Here is an 18,736-nt window from a genome sequence, read left to right as displayed (position 1 = left end):
TCCGCCACCCCTTCCGCCCCCTGACACGCGGCTGTAAGATGTGCACCGGAGAGCCGGGAAGCCTGGTCGGCCCACGTGCGGAAGCGCACGCGGCATGCCCCTGGCAACCGCCTGGGTGTGATCGTTGCGACCCAGGAACGGACCCGGCCATGCACGCAGAATCATCCCCAGTAATCCACACCCGGCACCTCGTTAAAAGCTTCGGGCGTACTCCGGCGCTCACGGGCCTCGACCTCTCTGTGATGCCCGGCGAGGTCCACGGCTTCCTCGGTCCCAACGGTGCCGGAAAATCCACCACCCTGCGGATACTCCTGGGCCTGATCAAGCCCACCTCCGGAACCGCGCGCGTGTTTGGCATTGACCCCTGGGCCGAACCTGTGCGGGCACACCGGGATATCGCCTATGTCCCGGGGGACGTGACGCTCTGGCCCAACCTCACCGGCGGGGAGGTAGTGGACCTGCTCGCCGGCCTGCGCGGCGGAGCCGATGAAGGGCTTCGGCGGCAACTGATTGAGGAGTTGGATTTCGATCCGCGAAAAAAGGCGCGGACCTATTCCAAGGGCAACCGGCAGAAGGCAGCGCTGATTGCCGCCTTTTCCCGGCCCGCCCGGCTCTACCTCCTGGATGAACCCAGCTCCGGCCTTGACCCGGTCATGGACGACGTCTTCCGCCGGCATGTCCGCAGGGTCAGTGCGGATGGGGCCACGGTGCTGCTGTCCAGCCACATCCTGGCGGAGGTGGAACAGTTGTGTGACAGGGTCACCATCATCCGTTCTGGAGCGGCCGTGGAATCCGGCACCCTCGCCGACCTTCGGCATCTGACCAGGACCCGCTTCCGCGTCATCGCAGCGAACCCGGAAGTGGTGGCAACGGTGCAGGGTATCCATGACTTCCGCCGTGACGGGTCAACCATGGAGTTCGACGCCGATGCAGCGGACCTGGGGACGGTCCTGCAAGCATTGGCAACAGCCGGCGTCACGGCCTTCACTGCCTCGCCGCCTTCCCTTGAGGAATTGTTTATGCGCCACTACGGCGGGCAGGCCACAGGCTATGGAACCGGGCAGGCCAACAGGCAGCCAGACCAGGAGAGCCCCGCAACCCCAGCCACCCCCGTCACCAGGGAAAGCCAGGTCCGGTGATGGGCGCCGTCGTCCGCCTGGCCCGGCTCCAGGGACGCCGTGACTGTGGCGAGCTCGCGGCTTGGACCGTGGGCATCGCCGGGCTCGGATACGCCGCAGCCAGCGCCGTCACCACGGAATTCGCTGCGGACACGGAGCGGGCCGCCCTGATGGGAGTGGCCGCTGCGAGTCCGGCTTTCCTGTTCCTGCGCGGGCTTCCCGACGGGATCGGCTCCGGGGCAGTCACCTTCTTCCAGGGCTATTCGTTCACCGCCGTGCTGGCCGGCCTGATGAGCACGTTCCTGGTGGTGCGCCACACCCGTGCCGATGAGGACCAGGGCCGTGCGGAGCTGGTGGGCGCCGCCCCTGTGAACCGGACGGCATCCCTTGGCGCCACCCTGCTGCTGGGCGGTGGCGCCAACGCGGTCCTCGCCCTGGTGGTGGCGGCCGGGTTCACCGGCGCCGGCCTGCCGGTGACGGGTTCCTTGCTCGCCGGTGCGGCTGTGGGAGCAGTCGGGTTGTTCTTCACGGCCACGGCCGCCCTGGTGGCGCAGGCCATGCCATCCGCCCGGAGCGCCAACGGGGCGGCGGCTGCACTGGTGGGCGCGGCCTATCTGCTGCGCGGGGCGGGGGATGCGCTGGGCACCGCGGATTCCCCGCTGCATGTAGTGGCCGCCTGGCCTTCGCTGTTCTCACCCATCGGCTGGGGCCAGCGCGTCAGGCCGTTTACGGATGCCGACCCCCGTCCGCTTCTCGTCCTTGCCTCCGCAGCCCTTGTCCTGGCAACAACCGCGGTGCTGCTGAGGAACCGCAGGGACTTGGGGGCCAGCTACATCCCTGCGAACGAATCAGGGGCGGCGCGGGCGCGCCCCGGCCTGGCGTCGTTTTTTGGCCTGGCCTGGCGCCTGCAACGCGGAACCGTGGCCGGCTGGTGCCTTACCGCTGGGGTGCTGGGTGTGGTGGCCGGCGGCCTGGGCCCCGTAGTACGGGACGCCCTGGCCGGAAACCCGTCCGTGGCTGAACTGATCAGGCGCGTGGTGCCCGGCGAAGCAAGCATGGTGGATCTGTTCACCACCGCGATGCTGGGGCTGGCCGGGATCATGGCTGCCGCCGCGGGCATCCAGGCCGTGCTGCGGCTGCATGCGGAAGAGGCGGAAGGGCGGGCCGAGCTGCTCCTGGCCGTGCCGGCGTCGCGCGTCCGCTGGCTGGGCGGGTCACTTGCCATCGCAGCAATCTCGACGACGGCCGTCGCCGCCGCTGCCGGAGCCTCCGCCGGCCTGGTGCTCGCCTTGGTTCAGGCCGGGGGAAGCAACCCCGGAACTGTGTTTGCCGGCGCCTTGGCCCACGTGCCCGCGGCGCTCGTATTCCCTGCTTTGACAGCGCTGGTGTTCGCGATCCGGCCCCGATGGACCAGTGCTGTTGGTTGGGGCGCACTGGCAGTGGCGCTGGTCCTTGGACAGTTCGGCGAACTGTTGGGACTGCCCGCCTGGCTCCAGGACCTGAGCCCGTTCCGGCATTCTTCCGCCATGCCCGTTGAGGCCTTCAACCGGGACGGCGCCCTGATGATGGCCGCCGTCGTGCTTCTTGCTGCGGCCGCTGCGGCCCGCCTGGTGAAGGAGCGGGACATGACTGTTTGACGGCGCGGTCGAGGTGTCCCAAGTACCCTGCGCAGCAAACCACTGGTGCCCCCTTCTGCGCCGGCGGACAATTGAAGCCTGCAGTGGCCCGCATGAATCTTGTGCGAAAATCCTGGATGGAGCGCTGATGTTGAGAAAGCTGCTTTGCAAGGTGAATTTGGGGCACCACTGGCTGACGGTAGAAGAACCAAAGGGAACTTTTCGACGGCACTGTACCCGGTGCGGAAAAATTGCCCGCCGTGCCGACACTTGGTCTGGACACCTTGACCACGGGGACCGTCCACCGGAGCACGACAGCCGGAAGTACTTCCCGGGAACCTAGCTGCTGCGTGCGTTCCCGCCCAGTTACTTCTACGTACGGAACGGAACGGGCCATTGTTTTAGGCCTCGCGCCGCTTAGCCCAAGGAGGTAACTGGGAAGGAACGCACGACGGCGGCCCCTGCTGTTCGCTATCGGGTGGCGGCCAGGGGAGTGAGGACCATGTCGTCCGCCTTGGGCAGCGCATGCTTCAGGCGGTGCGCGGCCTCGCGGGTAACCTGTTCGGCCTCAGCCAGCGTGACGCCGTCATCCATCACCAACGTGGCTGCGCCCTGCAGCCGGTGACCGGACCAGCGCAGCTGGAGGCGCGGCACGGCCAGGACGCCCGGCGTTCCTTCAAGCGCCTTCTGTGCCGTGTCCACCAGGTCCGGCTCAATACGGTCCATAAGACGACGGCCGATGCTGCGTACGGTTCCCCACAACAGCACCAGGATGGCAGCGGATATCAGGAGGCCACCGATGGGGTCGGCCAGGGGGAAGCCGAGCATCACGCCGGCCGCGCCGAGCACCACCGCCAGGGACGTGAAACCGTCCGTGCGGGCGTGCACACCGTCGGCCACGAGGGCGGCGGAGCCGATCCGGCGGCCCACCCTGATGCGGTAGATGGCCACCGCCTCGTTGCCCGCGAAGCCGATCAGGCCGGCGGCGAAGACCCACCACAGGTTGGCCAGCGGCTGGGGGTTCAGCAGACGGTCCACGGACTGCCATGCCGCGACGACGGCGGACAGGGCCACAACGGCAACGATGAACAGGCCCGCCAGGTCCTCCGCCCGGCCAAAACCGTAGGTGTAGCGGCGGGTGGCGGCGCGGCGGCCCAGGATGAACGCGACCCAGAGCGGCACCGCGGTGAGGGCGTCCGAGAAGTTGTGGATGGTGTCGGCCAGAAGGGCCACGGAGCCGCTGACCAGCACCACCAGGAACTGCAGGATGGTGGTGGCGAGGAGCAGGAAGAGGCTGATCTTCAGCGCGCGGATACCTTCGACGCTGGCTTCCATGGCGTCGTCGATGGAGTCGGCGGCATCGTGGGTGTGGGGAACGAACAGCTCGAAGAGCCAGCCTTTGAATCCGCTGTGGTGGTGCCCATCGTGGTCATGGCTGTGCCCGTGCCCGTGGTCATGTCCATGGGTGTGGTCGTCATCGTGGCTGTGCCCGTGGTCATGGCCGTGATCATGGGGATGGGAGTGCCCGTGATCGTGGCTGTGCCCGTCGTCGTGGGAATGCCCGGCCTCTGCGTGCTGGTGAACGTGGTCCTGCCTGCTCATGATGCGGCCTTCCGTTCGCGGCGGTGGTGCGCCGGTTCTCCGCCGAGTGCGTGCTCGGCCTGGAAAATGGCATCCGCGACGAGCTGCCGCGCATGCTCGTTTTCCAGCCGGTACAAAACTTTGGTGCCGTCCTGGCGGGTGGAGACCATCCGGGCCAGGCGCATCTTGGCCAGGTGCTGGGAAACCGCGGCCGGTGATTTCCCCACCACGTCGGCCAGCGCACCCACCGCCATCTCGCCGTCGCGCAGGGCAAGGATGATGCGCACCCGCGTGGCGTCGGCCAGCATCGCGAACACTTCAACGGCCAGCTCCACGTACTGGCTGTCTGCGCTCAACGAGCAAGCACTATTATCTGCATTCATACGCATATTCTGACATAGCCGCGCAGTGGGATGACAAATCCACTGCAAACGCGGCCTCGGGCCCGGCAGTATGGCGCGCCACCCGTCTGGCCGTTGCTAAACCGGCCCGGTTTTTGGGGCAGTTGACCACGAAGCGGTGGGTGAAAATGCAGGCAGGCGTCAATAACCGGGCCAGCGTGGAACGGGTCGAACGGCTGAAGGCGTTAGGGAAGTCCGCCACGGACCGCGAGATGACATTTGACGGCAATCCCAGGGGCGGGGACTGCCGTGAACTGCCTTCTCGGCGGAGGTGGTTGGGCAGAAGAGGGCTACCCGATTGCGCATCCCGTCTTGCGCGACGGTCCGCCAGTGTGCCTACTATCTAATTAGTAACCCTACTTACTAATTGATCCGGCTGGGCTCAAACAGCCAGCAGGATCCAGTGGAAGCGAGTGACGATGTCCGAGAACCAGTGGCCTGAGCCCTCTGCCGGAAGCCCTCTCGACCAGTACGGGAACACCCCGGCCGATGCTTCAGCGGAGCCGGAAACCTATGTCACCAAGAAGGATGCAGCAAAGGAGGAGACGTCGAAGGTTGCCGGGCAGGCGGCCGGTGCGGCCCGCAATGTGGCCCAGACCGCCAGGCTTGAGGCCGCAAACGTCGCCACCGAGGCCAAGTCCAGCGCGCAGGGTCTGTTGCAGCAAGCGAAGGCGGGCGTCAGCAGCCAGGCTGGAGAGCAGCAACGGAAGGCGGCCGATGGAATCCGCAGCATCTCCAGCCAGCTGCACTCCATGGCGGATGCCCCGGCGGAACAGGGAGTGGCCAGTGACCTGGTCCGGCAGGCCGCCGGGAGGGCCACTTCGGTTGCCTCCTGGATTGAAAATAAGGAACCGTCGGCGTTGCTGGCTGACGTGCAGTCCTTCGCCCGCCGGAAACCCGGAACGTTCCTGCTCCTGGCTGCCGGCGCCGGGATCCTGGCCGGCCGCGTGGCCCGCGGTTTGCAGGCAGGGGCCCCGACAGCACAGGCCGGAGTCCAGTCCGTGGCTGGGCAGACGGCCGGAACAAAAGCTCCACCATGGGGCGCGGAACCGGTGTACCGGGACCAGGCTGCCACGCCCGCCACGCCCGCCACTTACGGCGAAACTATCTACGGCGAACCTGCCCGCCCCTCCTATTCCGGGACCGAAGCGGGCGGCGTGCCGCTGAAGGATCCGGACGATCCGTTCAGCGAGGTCCGGGCTTCAGAGCGACAGCCGTAAACAGCAAGGACAAAAACCAACAGCAAGAACAAAAACCAGGCCCCAACCAAAGGACCAGTCTTGTGAAGAAACTCCTGTTCGCCTTGCTCCCCACCATCATCAGCCGGATCATGCAGGCGCGGAAAAGCCAAGCAGATGCGCGCCGCCCAGTCCCGCCCTCCGCGTAACCGCTACTGACGCAGGGAACACCAGGGGCCAGTGCGTTCCTTCCCGGTTACTCCCGCAAGCCGGGCGCCAGAGCCGGGGACACGCCGTCGTCCGCGGCGCGGCGTCCGTAGGCCCGGAAAGTAACCGGGCGGGAATGCACGGCGGCGGCAACAGCGGACCGAGAGCGCCGGCGCTTCATCCGCTTCTCCACGAACCCCATGGCCCGCGTGGCCAGGATCCAGTAGAGGACCCCGCAAGCCAGGGAAGCCAGCACGGCCAGGCCCTTGCTGTAGGGGTCAACCAGCGGATACACCAGCCAGTGGGTCACGTAGATGTGCAGGGACGCGCTGGCCAGCAGGGCGGTGATCCGGTGCAGCCCGCGGGGAACGTGCAGGGTGGGCAGCCAGAGCAGGATGAGGCAGCCGGCCAGGATGGTGGCGCTGCGGTAGGGGTTGTCGAAGGACTCGGGAACCACCAGGAACGCCACCGCCGTCACGGCCGCCCTGTGCCATAGCGTGCGGGAAGTGGCAGCGGCCCAGCCCAGCCCGAACAGCCACAGCACAGGACCCTGGCCCGGATAGTGGCTGTCCACGAGGCCAAAAAACAGCGGCATATCAACCGCCACCAGGGCCATCCCGAAAGCCCACGGCCACCGGCGCACTGCCCGGTCAACGGCCGGGATGGCCAGCACCGCGGCCAGGCCCAGGAGGATGTGGACCAGGATCTCCACAAACCAGAAACGCGAGTAGTCGCTCCACCCCGGCGGGCCCAGCAGCGGGTTCAGCAGGAACACGTTGTACCAGGCGTATTTGTCCGTGATGGCGAACGCAAGGGCGATGACCGCCACACTGGGCACCACAATCCGCGCGATGCTGCGCAGGTGCCGCCGCAGCCGTGCCGTGCGCTCGCCGGACAACTGGAATCGGGCAAAGTTGTAGCCGGCCAGGGCCATGAGGACGTGTGCGGTGCCCGTCCAGTGGAAGAAACCGATGTGGGTGGAGACGATAAAGATGATGGCCACGGCGCGGAGCACGATCCCCGTCTCCATCGGCGCGAGCACCTTCCGCCGCCAGGCACTGAGTCCTCGTGGCTTCTCCGGACGATGAGTGCCCGACGGCGGCACCTGGCGGAGTGATGCGTGCGGCGCCGGGGCGAGCTCGCACACCGGCATCAGGTGCCAGCCCTGCGGAAGGTAGCCGAGCGCCTGCTCCAGCCGGAGGGACGCTGCCACGTAGGAGAGCGAGTCGCCGCCGAGGGACACGAACGTGTCGGTATCGGCGACGTCGTCCTGCTCCAGCACTTCGGCGAAGATGCGGCGCACATCAGTGGAGCCCGCGTCTGGGGCCGAGGGAGCGTCGTCGTCGTTCCCCCGTTCGGAGGCGAGGGCGGCGACGGCGGGGTAGTCCGGCTTCCCGTTGCTGAGCCGCGGGATGGCCTCCACGGGATGAAGTTCGACGGCGGCGCGCGGCAGGCCCAGGTCCTGCGCCAGGGTTTTGGCGATGAGGGCGAGGTTGTGGTCGCCTTCGATGGCGACCACGACAGCGTCGTCGGTGCCGGCAGCGGCAGCGGTCACGCCGAGATCGGCCAGGATCTTTTCCACCTGCCCCAGGTCCACCCGGAGGCCCACGATCTTCACGAACCGGCTGCGCCGGCCCACGATCTCGTAGAGGCCGCTGGCGCCGCGGCGGGCGAGGTCGCCGGTCTGAAGCTCGGTGACCACCCGGCCCAGGGCAAGGTCCTCGGGCCGCTCGGCGTACCCCAGCATCACGTTCGGCCCGGAGTACACCAGCTCTGAGGCGTCCAGTCCGGGGACGGGCTCCAGCCGGAAGGACCCGCCGGGCACGGGCACGCCGATGGCCTGCGGATTCTCAGCAGCCTGGTCCGGCGGGAGGTAGGCCATGCGCGCCGTCGCCTCGGTCTGGCCGTACATCACAAACAGGTCCCACCCCTGCTGTCGGCCCAGCTCGGCGTAGGAGCGCACGCGGTCCGGGGCCAGCCGTCCGCCGGCCTGCGTGATGTACCGCAGGCTCGGCACGTCCATGTCCGCAAAGCCCACCCGGTCCAGGAGGTCGAACGTGTAGGGCACCGCGGCGAAGGACGTCACCTTCTCAGCGCGGACGAGGTCCCAGAAGCAGGGGTCCACCACCGAAAGATCCGTCAGCGCCAGGGTGGCACCCACGAGGAAGTGGCTGTTGACCACGCTCATGCCGTAGCAGTAGGAGAGGGGGAGCGTGGTGGCGGCGGTGTCGCTGGGGCGCAGCTGCAGGTACTCGGCGATCGCGGCGGCGTTGGCCTGGATACTGCCGGCGGACAGGCGCGCCAGTTTGGGCGAGCCGGTGGACCCGGAGGTGCTGAGCAGCAGCGCCAGGTCCGGATGCAAATCGTGCGCGGTGTCCTCGCGGCGCACGTCCAGGACCGCTTCGCCGGAGGACGCCTGCACCACGATGTCCGGGTTGTAGGCCGCGATCAGGGCATCGGCAGCCGAGCCGCCGGAGGGCAGGACCAGCAGCGGGTTCCCGGCCGCGAGGGCGGCCAGGTAGGCCACGAGCGACGGCAGGCTGTTCTCGGCCTCAAGTGCAACCAGGCGCCGGCCTTGGCCGAATGAGTGGACCATGTCCTCCACCCGGCGGGCGAGCTCGCGGTAGCTCAATGAGCCGGTCTGGGTGCTGACGGCGGTGCGGTCTCCAAAGCGGGCCAGGGTGGCGGCAAAGGAGACGCCGGCGAGCTCTGTCTGTAACGTCACCGGTGCACCTTATAAGGGAACCCTAACCTAACTCAAATGGACGACGGATTAAGGCAAGCTCACGGACCCGCTGGCCGCACAACGATTGCCAAACCGCACTGGTTGATGACGGCGCCGGAGCTTGATGTTGCGCTGGCAGTTTTTGCACCGGTCGCGGCGGTATCGGTCAGCGGGAGGGCGTTGACCTCGATCGCCGCGTTCGATTTGGACGCGATGCCTGACGTCACGTCGCCAACCTCAGTAGTCCCTGCTGCCGGGGTGAAGGTGGTGGTAGCCGAGTTGGTGCCGTTCCTGACGCCATGTGCGGTCAGCAGCAGCGCCCCCGGCGTTACCGGCGTGATTGATGGGGCGCGGACACCCGGGTAGGCCACCCCACTGTTGGTGTCAGTGGTGGGCGCGACATCCAGCGGTGTCGTCTGGTTTGCGCCCTGTACGGCAACAGTGGACCAGGCAAAGCGGGAGGCGGGTTCAGGCACGCTCGGCGCTGTGTCGCCAGCCTGCATTACCCGGTACCAGACCGCCTGGTGGGCCGACGCGGATCCGGCGCTGGTGAAGTCGCCCACTGCCCGCGTCCATCCCGCGGGAGCCGTGGTGTTGGCCGAGGAGGACACCGTGACCTGCGAGAACAGGAACACTGTGTCGCCCGGCTGCCAGCCTGCAGGCAGGGCGGCGGTGTACGAGCCCGCAGCAGTCAACTCGCCGGCTCCGGTTGCCGATGACCGAACCGAGACGGCTGTCGGTGCCGGTGGAGGCGAGGTCGTGGTGGGCGGAGGCGAGGTCGTAGTGGGCGGAGGTGACGTTGTTGTCGGCGGCGACGTCGTTGTGGGAGGCGTCGTTGGCGTGGCCGTCGGGGTGGGCGTCGGCGTCGGTGTCGGCGTCGGGCTCGGGCTTGGCGGAGGCGCTGCCCGGGTGACGGTGAAATTGTCGGTGAAGGTTCCGCCCGAGGCCCTAACAAATGAACCGGTAAGGGCGGTGCTGGTCACCGATACTTTCAAGAAGCCGTACGTCGGGTTGTTGTTGGTGCCCATGAACCGCTGGAAGTACGGGGCCGTCGTCGTGTTGCTCTCGCTGTTGAGCGATCTGCCGCCCGAACCCACGGTGGCCAGGATGGTCCCGGTCCCGGCGGCGAACTGCCCGCTGGGGTTTGTGTCGGCGACGCAGTCGGGGTTAAAACTGCTGACGGGGATGGCCGTGCAGCTGCCCTTGAGTGCGAGCGGGTAGCTGCGCGCGTACGCATGGTCGTGGGCCTGCAGGTACAGATCCACCTTCTTCGCCACCAGCAGGTTCATCAGGTCAGGACTGGCCGCGCAGGGGTAGTTGACCATGGACAGGCAGTACATGTGCATTCCCACCACCACGAACGGAATTCCCGCTGCGTGTGCGGAGTCGATCGCCGACGACACGAACTTGTAGCCTTGGGTGCCCGACTTGTAGGACCAGTCCAGGCTGCTGCCGCTGTACGTCAGTTTCGGGGATGCCATGATGACGCGAACCAGGGGGCTGCCTGCCGGGTAGTCCGTGTAGAACTGCTGCGCGTAGTTTCCGATCGAGCCCAGCTGGTCCGGCAGGCACGAGGCAAAGCTGGACCATACGCCGTCAGGTCCGTTGTCCTCGTGGTTCCCGGACACGAACTCGTAGGGCATCGTCCCGGCATGCTGCTTGACGAACGAGCACCAGGACGATTCCGGGGTGATCTGGGAGTAGGACATGTCCCCGAGGTTGAACATCGCCCCGGCCCCCGCGGTGCGTGCTGCATCAATCACCTTGCCGGTCACCGTGTTGCCGCCGGTGTCACCGGCGAACCCCAGGCTCACGGAGGTTGCGGCGGTGGCCTGGGAATCCCGCGACGTGGCAAGGAAATAGACATTGGCGAGAACGAGTGCGGTGCCGAGCAGGACGGCGAGCGCCCGGCGCAGCGGGTGGCGCGTGTGCTGGTGGGCGGTCACTTGCAGCTCCATTCGGTGGCGCGGCGCAGCCCGTTGGCTGCGGCGGAGTACCCAATCACAACAGTGGTTCCGCCTTGCCGTGCCACAGAGCTGGCCGACCCGGAGACTCCGGTGAACTGGGCATCAGAGCCCGGTGGGAGGATCCGGGCGCTCTTGCCGGTCCACATCAGCGCCTGGGGCCGGGAACCGCGGAAGGACGGCGAACTGCCTTCACCCACTGTCGTTCCTGCAGTGCCTGACGCCGCGCTGGAGGAGGGGCCTGCGGCGGTTGAGCCGACGTCGGAAATCACGCCCAGGGCTCCCCAGGCCACCGCGTGGGTTCCTTCGGCCACGGCACTTTGGCCCAGCGCCTGCCCGGCAGAGTCGATGCCAAGCACCACACCGCCCTTCCCGATGAGAGTCGGCAGGGCCCTCGGGGCGCCCGTCGGTGACCACACGACCGGGGTGGCGTCGTCGCCAAGGGCCACCCCACCCGCCGTGCCGTCCGGTCCTACGGCGAAGGCATGACCGCCCCGCGCTCCGGCAGGCAACGCAAGTTCGCGGGGCGCCGCGGTCACGGCGGACCACACGGCGGGACGCTCGTCGTCGTCGGCACCCGGTCCGTCGGAGTGCTCCTCGTCGTCGATCACCGCACCCACAACAACGCCGCTGTCCGACACCATCGAGGGGAGTGCAATCTCACCGGGAGTGACCGGGAGGGGGTGGTACTGACCGTCTTGCCACCACCAGCCAACCAGCACCTCATTGGCGGCGTCATAGCCCGTTCCGACCACCACGCCGGCCGCATTCACAGACTCAGGAACCGCTGCATCGAGCGGGATCGCCAGCACCGTGGGCTGACCGTCCCGCCAGAGCACTGGAGCGGACCCGCCCGTGGCGGTATCGGCCAGGCCAACCACCAGCCCGTTGCTGGTCGCGGCGACGGCGTTGCTGCCCTGGCCACCTATGCCCGGGAGCAGCCGCGCAGAACAATTCGTGGAAACGGGCAAGTCCGGCCCGGCGGCGGTGGCAGCAACAGGCAGCATCACCAAGCCACCCTCAGCCGCAAGCACCAGTGCTGTCAGCAGTGCCCCGGGCTTTACGTCCCCGGATCTGCCGGGCCAGAACCACCTGCTGCCGGTGCCGGACAAACTTTTGTTGAAAAATCCTTGCTCAGACAATGTTGCTCCCCGGAGTTGAAACCCCATGCCCCAGCAGCATCTGCAGCGCAGTCGACCATGGCCTGGCCACACCGTTTTGCAAGCCTAGTTTTCAGGGCAAGCGGAAGTCACGAGTAGCTGGTACCTGCTTCGAAGCGTGGAATCGGGTTCCTGATACTTGGGTAGTACGCACCCGGGTACTTGGAAACGCTGATCACCTGTTGTCAGTTGGCCACCGTGAAGGGGATCACCGTGACGCCGGAGTTGGTCGATTCCAGCTTGTTGTCACGGCATGACGACCGGAGGTGCAGCTTATGGACGCCATTGGCCAGGGTCCTGGTGTCGATTGAGATGGGGGCGGCCCCAAAGGGCTCGGGTCCGTAGGGGCCTGCGGCGTCCCGGAGTACGGTTCCGGGGTTGGGCGGAACGGCGTGGAAGTCCGGGTCGATGGAGATGAATGAGTGGGTTGCCGGGACTGCACTATCGGGGTGGGTGGCCAGGCCCACCACCGGCGTCCAGATGCCTGATACTGGGCCATCGGGAATGGGAACGCTGCGGACCGATGCCTCGCAGTACCGGGCGTGGGTGTACCACCCCTTGCCACGCAGAAACGTGTACCTGGAGACGTTGGACACTGACTTTCCGTTTTGGATGTCGGTTTGCCAGTTAAGGCTGGCCCGCATTTCGTTGCCGTCCGGTTCCGGGACAAACGCGCGAAGATGGATCTCCTGAAGGCCCGCGTGCTTGAATGCCGAAATCGGGGGCGAGAACGTCAGCCAGCGCTCGCAGGTGCCGGTGCACACAAAGTCGCCCTTGCCTGAGTTGCCCGGGCCGGGGCAGGTGAAGTTTGATGCAGAAGCCCGCAGGTAGCACTTCTGGACGACGGTTTCGCTGTTGGAGGATATGAACACCATGGAGACGTAGTTGGCCGTGCCCGGGTTGTCGTGGAGGATCACCCGCACATTCACGGAGATGTTGTCCGAACTGATCGTTTCGCGTTCGGGGATGCACGCCCCCAGGTGGACGTGGCCAGTATTGGTGGTGGAGTTGTTGGGCTGGTCAACGTCCGGCATCCACCACGATTGGGTATCCACGAACTGCCGGGTTTCTGCGTATGCGGTGGTGTCGGCAGGAGGTGCACCGATGCAGGGGCCGGCCGCAGCCTGGGCAGTAGCAAAGTTCAGTGCAGGCGCCAGAGTGCAGGTCAGGGCAATCGCAATGGCCAGTGCCAGGAATCGTCTCATGGCCATCCATCCTCCAGGTTGCCATCCCATGCCGAGCATGATTGGCCGGTGTTTCATTGAGGCGTCGGTGCCTTCAGGGTCCGCGGCCGAGGGCGCGGTGTAATCGGAAGGGGCCGGGTGTATGTCGATACGAAAAACCTGCGCGTGGGTTCGCTCTGTCGCCGCTGATCCGGCGCCGAACCGGTGCTCCGATGTTATTTAGGCCGCTGGGGCTTGGCAAGCATATTCCCGAGATGAGGGGGAAACCAGGGTGGCCCCGGGGCAGCCGGAGTTGCTGGCCGGGAACGTACGACGGCGGCACGCACCTGTGTTGCACCCGGCCCTGGCGGAGCTGCTTCACGGCCCGCGCCGGCGGCCCACAACTACCGCCGGGTCAGCGGCAGCGCAAGCCTCATGGTGGTCCCCTCCGGCCCGGTCCTGGCTACCTCCATGGTGCCGCCCGCGGCAGAGGCAATCTCCCGGACCAGCGCAAGGCCGATCCCGAAGCTGCGCCTGCCGCCGGTTTCATCCCGCCTGGCCGTCCGAACAAAGCGGTCAAAGATCCGGTCCGGATCCACCCCGGTGATTCCGGAGCCCGTATCCTCCACCCGGATCACCGCCTGGCGGTCCTCAATTCCTACACTGATCGCGATGCTTCCACCGGGCCGGGTGTGGGCGAGCGCATTGTCCGCCAGGGCGAGCACGGCGCGCCGGAGGGAGCCGGGAGCGATCCGCGCGATCGGCTGCCCGCTGGCGGAGAACGAAAGGCGGATATCTTGGTGCTCCGCCAGTTCTTGCAGGCCCTCAGTCACTGACCCGGCCACGCTGGTTACATCCACCGGTTCCGCGGGCCCGGACGCATGCCCGGTCGCCGCCATCAGGAGCTCGGTGATGATGCCGGTCAGGGTGGCGGTATCCTCCCTGATCCTGGCTAAGGCCTGGCCTGTTTCGGAACCGGGCGCCACCTTGCGCTGGGCGAGCTGGATGCGGGCGTCCAGGATGGTGAGGGGCGTGCGCAGCTCGTGGCTCGCGTCCTGGACGAAGCGCCGCTGCAGGGCCAGCGCTTCGCCCAACGGCCGGATGGCGCTGCGGGCGCTGAGCCATCCCACGATGCCTGCCAGAAGGATGCCCCCCACTCCAGCCAGGATCATCCCCTCGATCAGGTCCTGGGAATCAAGGTACGTGTAGGCCCTCCCAGCCCCCGCAGCATCGGGCAGGTCCGGGTGGGCCAGTTTGTTCATGAGGTACGCGGTCGCGGCGGCGAGGAGTCCCAGGACCAGCACGGCGCAGGCAGCACTGATCCGGAGCGCTACTTTTAGCGACGCCCGGCGGAGAGTATCCCGGTCAGGCTCAACTGAAGTAGGACTTGACGTCATGCTGCGTCACCGATCTGATAGCCCACGCCGTGCACGGTGCGGATCACTGTTTTGGAGATTTTCCGGCGCAGATGGTGGACATAGGTATCGATCACGCCGGGCTGGTCCGTGGCGTGGAAATGGCTGGCGAGGAGCTCGTCGCGGGTAAATACCCTGCCGGGCTCGGAAGCCAGTGCCGCCAGCACAGCTGCCTCTTTGGCCGTGAGTGATACCAGGCCGCCGTACACAGAGCGGACAGAACGCGACGCCGGGTCGAGCTCCCAGGCGCCGAAGCTCACCGGACCGGCGGGCTGGGTGTAGGTACGGGTCAGGGCGCGCAGTCTCGCGGCCAGCTCGCCGGCGTCGAACGGCTTTGTCACGTAGTCGTTGGCACCCGCGTCCAGGCCCCTGACCTTTTCGTCCGTGTCGCCCAGTGCGGTGAGGACCAGGATCGGTGTGGAGATGCCCTTCGACCTCAGGGCCGTGATCAGGCTGATCCCGTCCATGACGGGCAGGCCGCGGTCTATCACCATCACGTCCCACGGCTGCGTCATCCCCAGGTGCAGGCCCTCCTGCCCGTTGGCCGCCAGCCGGACGCGGTAGTCCGGCTCCAACAGTTCGGCTGTCAGCGGGCCCAGGACCGGATCGTCCTCGACGAGCAGCAGGGAGGGTCCCTCGGCACGTGTCATACGGCCTATTCTTCCGCAGCGGTTTTCGGGCCGGATGAAGCTTCTCCCGCCGGCTCAGTCCGGCGATTGCTGCGGCGCCGCTTGAGGAACTCGATTGCCCAGGGCACCACCGAAACGAGGACCATCACCACTGCGATGACGTCGATGTTCCTGGCGATAATCTCGTAGTGTCCCAGCCAGCTGCCCAGCAGGGTTACCGACGTCGCCCATGCCAAAGCGCCCACCACGTTCCAGAGCGTGAAAGCCTTGTACCCGTAGCGGGCAGTCCCGGCGGTGAGCGGCGCGAAAGTCCTGATAATCGGCACAAAGCGGGCCAGTACGACGGCGGCCCCTCCATGGCGGCGGAAGAAGTCTTCCGTGGCGGTCAAGTGGGCGGTCTTCAGCACGCGGGCGTCATCCTTGAACCACCGGCGCCCGAACTTGCGTCCGAGCATGTAGCCCACCTGGTCGCCGGCAATGGCAGCTGCAGTGATCACGCCGATCAGGATGGGGAGGGTCAGTTGCAGCTGCTGATGCAGCAGGCCGGCCGTGAAGAGCAGGGAGTCTCCGGGCAGGAACGGGAACAGCACACCGGATTCGATGAACACCATTGCGGCGATGACTCCGAGGGCTGCGGGGCCCAGACCTTCGAGGAGGCTGGCAGGGTCCAGCAGGGAGGGGGACCCCGTTCCGGCCAGTGCCGGGACCAATCCCGAGGCGAGGATGCTATGCATGGTCAGGTCCTTGGGGATCGGCTTGATGGGTGGAATGAGGCGGGCAAGCGGCGCGCCAGCCTGGGTGCGAACCGGTTCCAAAGTCCCGCGAGCAGCACCACTGCAGCGCTCGCGGCCAGGAACGAGGCAGCAACATCGGTGGGGTAGTGGACTCCAACATAGAGCCGTGACCAAGCCACGATGACGGCCATCACTGCGCCGGCTGCCGCCACTGCCTTGGCCCAAGGGGTTCCGCGGGCCAGGAAATACAATGCGTATGCCAGGGCGACGGCGAAGCAGGTGTGGCCGCTGGGGAAGCTGTTCGATCCTGTCTCCGGTGAAAGTGGGTCGAAGAGCAGCACGGGGTCGGGCCGCTGCCGGGCAAGGATGAGCTTGAAGACCTCGCTGGCCACCCAGCCCGAGCACGCCACCAGGGCAAAGGCGGCAGCCCTGGCAAGGTCGCGGCGGACCAGCAAGATGCCGAGGGCAGTGAGGCCGATCATCACCATCCCGGCCACCGGACCAAACAGCAGGTTGATCGTCATGGCCACAGCGGTCAGTGCGGCGGTATGGTGCAGGCTGAGGCCTTGGTCCACGCCCAGTTCCGCCGCCGTCTCGCCGGGCAGCAGCCCCACAGACAGGCCAAGCACGACGACGGCCGCGCACAGCAGTGCCCCAAGCAGCAGCCAGTGGCGGGGCTGGGGGAGTACCAAAAACCGCGTGCCGGCCGCCGGACGAGCCGGCGGTGGACTTTGAGCTTGAGGTCCGTCGTCAGGAGCTGGGCCGTCCATGATGTCCTTCGGGGAGGGGCAGAGCGCTGCTGCGCCCATGGGTCTACCCTCCCGCAGCGTGAGTAAGAAAGGCTTAAGAACTTCTGTATCGGGACTGTGGCCCCCTGGGCAACAGAAGGCTCAGGTCAGCCCTCTACGGCAGCTGCAATGATTTCCTTCATCTTGTCCCGCAGGAGCTTCTGCCCGGAGGCGCTGGGATGTTCACCGTCAGGTCCCAGCAGGACGTCGGCACGGCTGCCGAGCCATTGGTCGGCAATGGGATCGATGAAGTGCACCCCGCGGTTCTCTGCTGCGGAGGCGGCGGAGTCACGCACGCCGGCCAGCACCGGATCAGGCTCTTCGCTGCCGGACAGCGGACCCACCGCCACGAGGACTGCCTGCGGGGCCCGGGTTGAAGCCGCGGCGAACGTTGAGGCCGCGGCCTCCCTCAGCTCCTCAGGGTCTGCTCCCGCATCGTTGTCGGATCCGAAGAAGACCACTACGTCCGCGTCCGGGCCTACGGCGTACTCGACTTCCGTGCCGAAGGTGTTCCCGCCCTCCCCGGCCACCAGGTAGCCGCTGCCGTTCTCTGACGCATTGGTGACCTGTACCGGGCGCTTCTGGGTCAGGTGCGCGTGCTGCAGGAGCTTCGGCCACGCCTGGTCCGGCGAAGTCCCGTAGCCGGTGCTCAGCGAGTCGCCGATTACAACAACCCGGACCGGAGGGGTCCCGGACGCATGGTGCTTGACGCCGGCCGGAGTGCACCCCGTGGCCACAACAGTCAGGAGGGCAGCAAGGGAGGCAGTCTTGGCAACTGCGCGAAGCGACCTTCCGCCCACGATTTCCTCCAACTTCCCGGAAGCCAGGAACTGCCGTAGAACAACACATGGTATCTGGACTTCTTTAGGACAGGTGGCGCTCCAGGGAACATTTGTGGAAAACCTGAGCGAGCGTGTGGACTCCAGGTCCGGTGGTCAGAGAACGTTGGCCTTGGCTACGGTGCGGGGCGCGTCCCCGAATCCGTGCTTGAACCGGACGTGGGGACGAAGTTCCAGTCGAAAGACCCGTCCGCCCGCAGTGTCAGCCGCAGGAACCCGTGGGTGTCGCTGAACCGTTTCTCGATGTACGGCGGACTGCTGGTGAAGGGGCGAAGAGTCGCACCTCCTGTGGAAACCTGAAACGCCGTCATCCCGTCGCCGACGCACTGATCGGCGTTGTTCACCGGGCATGAGCGCTCGTAGTTGTGCTGTGACCCGGACAGGGTCAGCCGGACGCGGTACTTCCACATCACGTCGATCCACGGCTTGTGCTCAGCCGCCCGTCCGTGTTTGTTCGTGTTTGAGGTGAAGTACGGTTCGTGGTACACCACTGCCAGATGCTTGCCCGCCGCCTTGGCTGTAGCGAGGTCATTGTCCAGCCAGGTTGTCAATAACTGGGCCTGCACGTGGTTATAGCGCCAGTACGCTGACGACAGGAACGCGAAGTGCCAGTTCCCGAAGTCCTTCGAGTAGGGTTGCCCGTTCCCGATGAACCCGCGCTGCTGGTTGATCGCAGCCTTTTCCGAAGCTCCCGGGCATTGGCCGTCCATGAAGTCGTCGAGATCCTCGTTGCGGCCCGGTTGCCAGTCGTGATTTGGGGCTGATATCCAGTACAGCTTTGGCTTCGTACCACCCCACAGCCTCGTCCAGTACTTCACGTAGTCCTCGCAATGCGGGGTGGAATACTGGAAGTCCCCAAGCCCGAGGAACGCATCAATCTCGTTGTCCCGCTCAAGCTGGGTGATCGCCGCCCCGTTCCGGCCGGACGGACTATTCGGCGCACTGTTCTTGACGCGGTTCATGTCACCCACCGCAGCAATTCGGACAGTTGCTGGGAACTGCTGGTCAGGCGGCTCCGGGGGACTGGTGCAGCCCGCGACAGCCACCACCAGAAGCGCGGCCGCGGCAAAGGCCACACGCCGGAGGAACCTGGAACGAGGTGGCGCTGACGGCATCCGACAACCCTTCGAGGGGCCGGACCACTGGCCGGCATCCAATCGACATCCTGGCCCCAGCGGCTTCTCCGATAGTCCGCGGGACGGGTAGCGGTGTCAAGCC

At 66.6% G+C, this 18,736-nt stretch carries 15 protein-coding genes; 3 read left to right on the top strand and 12 right to left on the bottom strand.

Annotated features, from left to right (window positions below; genetic code table 11):
• Positions 1–149: 149 nt before the first annotated feature.
• Both BMX78_RS04195 and BMX78_RS04190 read left to right on the top strand, forming a co-directional pair.
• Entirely contained in the window at positions 150–1,139 is a 990-nt protein-coding gene (locus tag BMX78_RS04195) for an ABC transporter ATP-binding protein (protein ID WP_091416759.1), read from the top strand.
• A complete protein-coding gene (locus BMX78_RS04190; protein ID WP_091416756.1) occupies positions 1,139–2,755 on the top strand; it encodes an ABC transporter permease in 1,617 nt (538 codons plus the stop codon). The genes BMX78_RS04195 and BMX78_RS04190 overlap by 1 nt, the downstream gene beginning before the upstream one ends.
• Before the next feature lie 450 nt (positions 2,756–3,205).
• Here BMX78_RS04190 and BMX78_RS04185 read toward each other — a convergent pair whose 3' ends face one another.
• Positions 3,206–4,336, bottom strand: coding sequence for a cation diffusion facilitator family transporter (locus BMX78_RS04185; protein WP_091416753.1), 1,131 nt, complete (start codon positions 4,334–4,336; stop codon positions 3,206–3,208).
• Positions 4,333–4,698, bottom strand: coding sequence for an ArsR/SmtB family transcription factor (locus BMX78_RS04180; protein ID WP_091416751.1), 366 nt, complete (start codon positions 4,696–4,698; stop codon positions 4,333–4,335). Before BMX78_RS04180 ends, BMX78_RS04185 begins: the two co-directional genes overlap by 4 nt.
• Positions 4,699–5,135: 437 nt before the next feature.
• On the opposite strand from BMX78_RS04180, the gene BMX78_RS23255 reads away from it, so the two are divergent.
• Positions 5,136–5,936: a hypothetical protein gene (locus BMX78_RS23255; protein WP_211482543.1), complete on the top strand. Its 801-nt coding sequence runs from the start codon at positions 5,136–5,138 to the stop codon at positions 5,934–5,936.
• 214 nt (positions 5,937–6,150) lie between these two features.
• Here BMX78_RS23255 and BMX78_RS04170 read toward each other — a convergent pair whose 3' ends face one another.
• The 10 genes from BMX78_RS04170 to BMX78_RS04125 all read right to left on the bottom strand — a co-directional run bounded on the left by BMX78_RS04170 (position 6,151) and on the right by BMX78_RS04125 (position 18,633).
• Positions 6,151–8,826 (bottom strand): AMP-binding protein, encoded by a 2,676-nt coding sequence (locus BMX78_RS04170; RefSeq protein ID WP_091416748.1) that lies wholly within the window; start codon positions 8,824–8,826, stop codon positions 6,151–6,153.
• A 59-nt stretch (positions 8,827–8,885) separates the two neighbouring features.
• A complete protein-coding gene (locus BMX78_RS23250; protein WP_091416746.1) occupies positions 8,886–10,772 on the bottom strand; it encodes a hypothetical protein in 1,887 nt (628 codons plus the stop codon).
• Entirely contained in the window at positions 10,769–11,800 is a 1,032-nt protein-coding gene (locus tag BMX78_RS04160) for a hypothetical protein (protein WP_139204880.1), read from the bottom strand. Before BMX78_RS04160 ends, BMX78_RS23250 begins: the two co-directional genes overlap by 4 nt.
• A 335-nt stretch (positions 11,801–12,135) precedes the next feature.
• Positions 12,136–13,155: a hypothetical protein gene (locus BMX78_RS04155; protein ID WP_139204879.1), complete on the bottom strand. Its 1,020-nt coding sequence runs from the start codon at positions 13,153–13,155 to the stop codon at positions 12,136–12,138.
• Between the two features lie 362 nt (positions 13,156–13,517).
• Entirely contained in the window at positions 13,518–14,510 is a 993-nt protein-coding gene (locus BMX78_RS04150; RefSeq protein ID WP_091416739.1) for a sensor histidine kinase, read from the bottom strand.
• Positions 14,507–15,178 carry a response regulator transcription factor gene (locus BMX78_RS04145; RefSeq protein ID WP_091416736.1) on the bottom strand — a complete coding sequence of 224 codons (672 nt, stop codon included), beginning with the start codon at positions 15,176–15,178 and terminating at the stop codon, positions 14,507–14,509. Before BMX78_RS04145 ends, BMX78_RS04150 begins: the two co-directional genes overlap by 4 nt.
• 5 nt (positions 15,179–15,183) lie before the next feature.
• Complete coding sequence (locus BMX78_RS04140) at positions 15,184–15,891, bottom strand: DedA family protein (RefSeq protein WP_091416733.1); 708 nt, start codon at positions 15,889–15,891, stop codon at positions 15,184–15,186.
• Positions 15,892–15,893: 2 nt separating this feature from the next.
• Complete coding sequence (locus BMX78_RS04135; RefSeq protein WP_286138774.1) at positions 15,894–16,700, bottom strand: phosphatase PAP2 family protein; 807 nt, start codon at positions 16,698–16,700, stop codon at positions 15,894–15,896.
• Positions 16,701–16,786: 86 nt separating this feature from the next.
• Positions 16,787–17,479 (bottom strand): SGNH/GDSL hydrolase family protein, encoded by a 693-nt coding sequence (locus BMX78_RS04130; RefSeq protein ID WP_170850681.1) that lies wholly within the window; start codon positions 17,477–17,479, stop codon positions 16,787–16,789.
• A gap of 155 nt (positions 17,480–17,634) precedes the next feature.
• A complete protein-coding gene (locus BMX78_RS04125; protein WP_091416728.1) occupies positions 17,635–18,633 on the bottom strand; it encodes a metallophosphoesterase family protein in 999 nt (332 codons plus the stop codon).
• Positions 18,634–18,736 lie beyond the last annotated feature (103 nt).

The organism is Arthrobacter sp. OV608, from assembly GCA_900110595.1.
GTDB lineage: Bacteria > Actinomycetota > Actinomycetes > Actinomycetales > Micrococcaceae > Arthrobacter.
This window is presented reverse-complemented; position numbering and strand designations above follow the sequence as displayed.

Coding starts and splice junctions, on each gene's coding strand:
- BMX78_RS04195 (WP_091416759.1), top strand. CDS start 150: ATGCACGCAGAATCATCCCCAGTAATCCACACCCGGCACCTCGTTAAA.
- BMX78_RS04190 (WP_091416756.1), top strand. CDS start 1,139: ATGGGCGCCGTCGTCCGCCTGGCCCGGCTCCAGGGACGCCGTGACTGT.
- BMX78_RS04185 (WP_091416753.1), bottom strand. CDS start 4,336: ATGAGCAGGCAGGACCACGTTCACCAGCACGCAGAGGCCGGGCATTCC.
- BMX78_RS04180 (WP_091416751.1), bottom strand. CDS start 4,698: ATGAATGCAGATAATAGTGCTTGCTCGTTGAGCGCAGACAGCCAGTAC.
- BMX78_RS23255 (WP_211482543.1), top strand. CDS start 5,136: ATGTCCGAGAACCAGTGGCCTGAGCCCTCTGCCGGAAGCCCTCTCGAC.
- BMX78_RS04155 (WP_139204879.1), bottom strand. CDS start 13,155: ATGAGACGATTCCTGGCACTGGCCATTGCGATTGCCCTGACCTGCACT.
- BMX78_RS04150 (WP_091416739.1), bottom strand. CDS start 14,510: ATGACGTCAAGTCCTACTTCAGTTGAGCCTGACCGGGATACTCTCCGC.
- BMX78_RS04145 (WP_091416736.1), bottom strand. CDS start 15,178: ATGACACGTGCCGAGGGACCCTCCCTGCTGCTCGTCGAGGACGATCCG.
- BMX78_RS04140 (WP_091416733.1), bottom strand. CDS start 15,891: ATGCATAGCATCCTCGCCTCGGGATTGGTCCCGGCACTGGCCGGAACG.
- BMX78_RS04135 (WP_286138774.1), bottom strand. CDS start 16,700: ATGGGCGCAGCAGCGCTCTGCCCCTCCCCGAAGGACATCATGGACGGC.
- BMX78_RS04125 (WP_091416728.1), bottom strand. CDS start 18,633: ATGCCGTCAGCGCCACCTCGTTCCAGGTTCCTCCGGCGTGTGGCCTTT.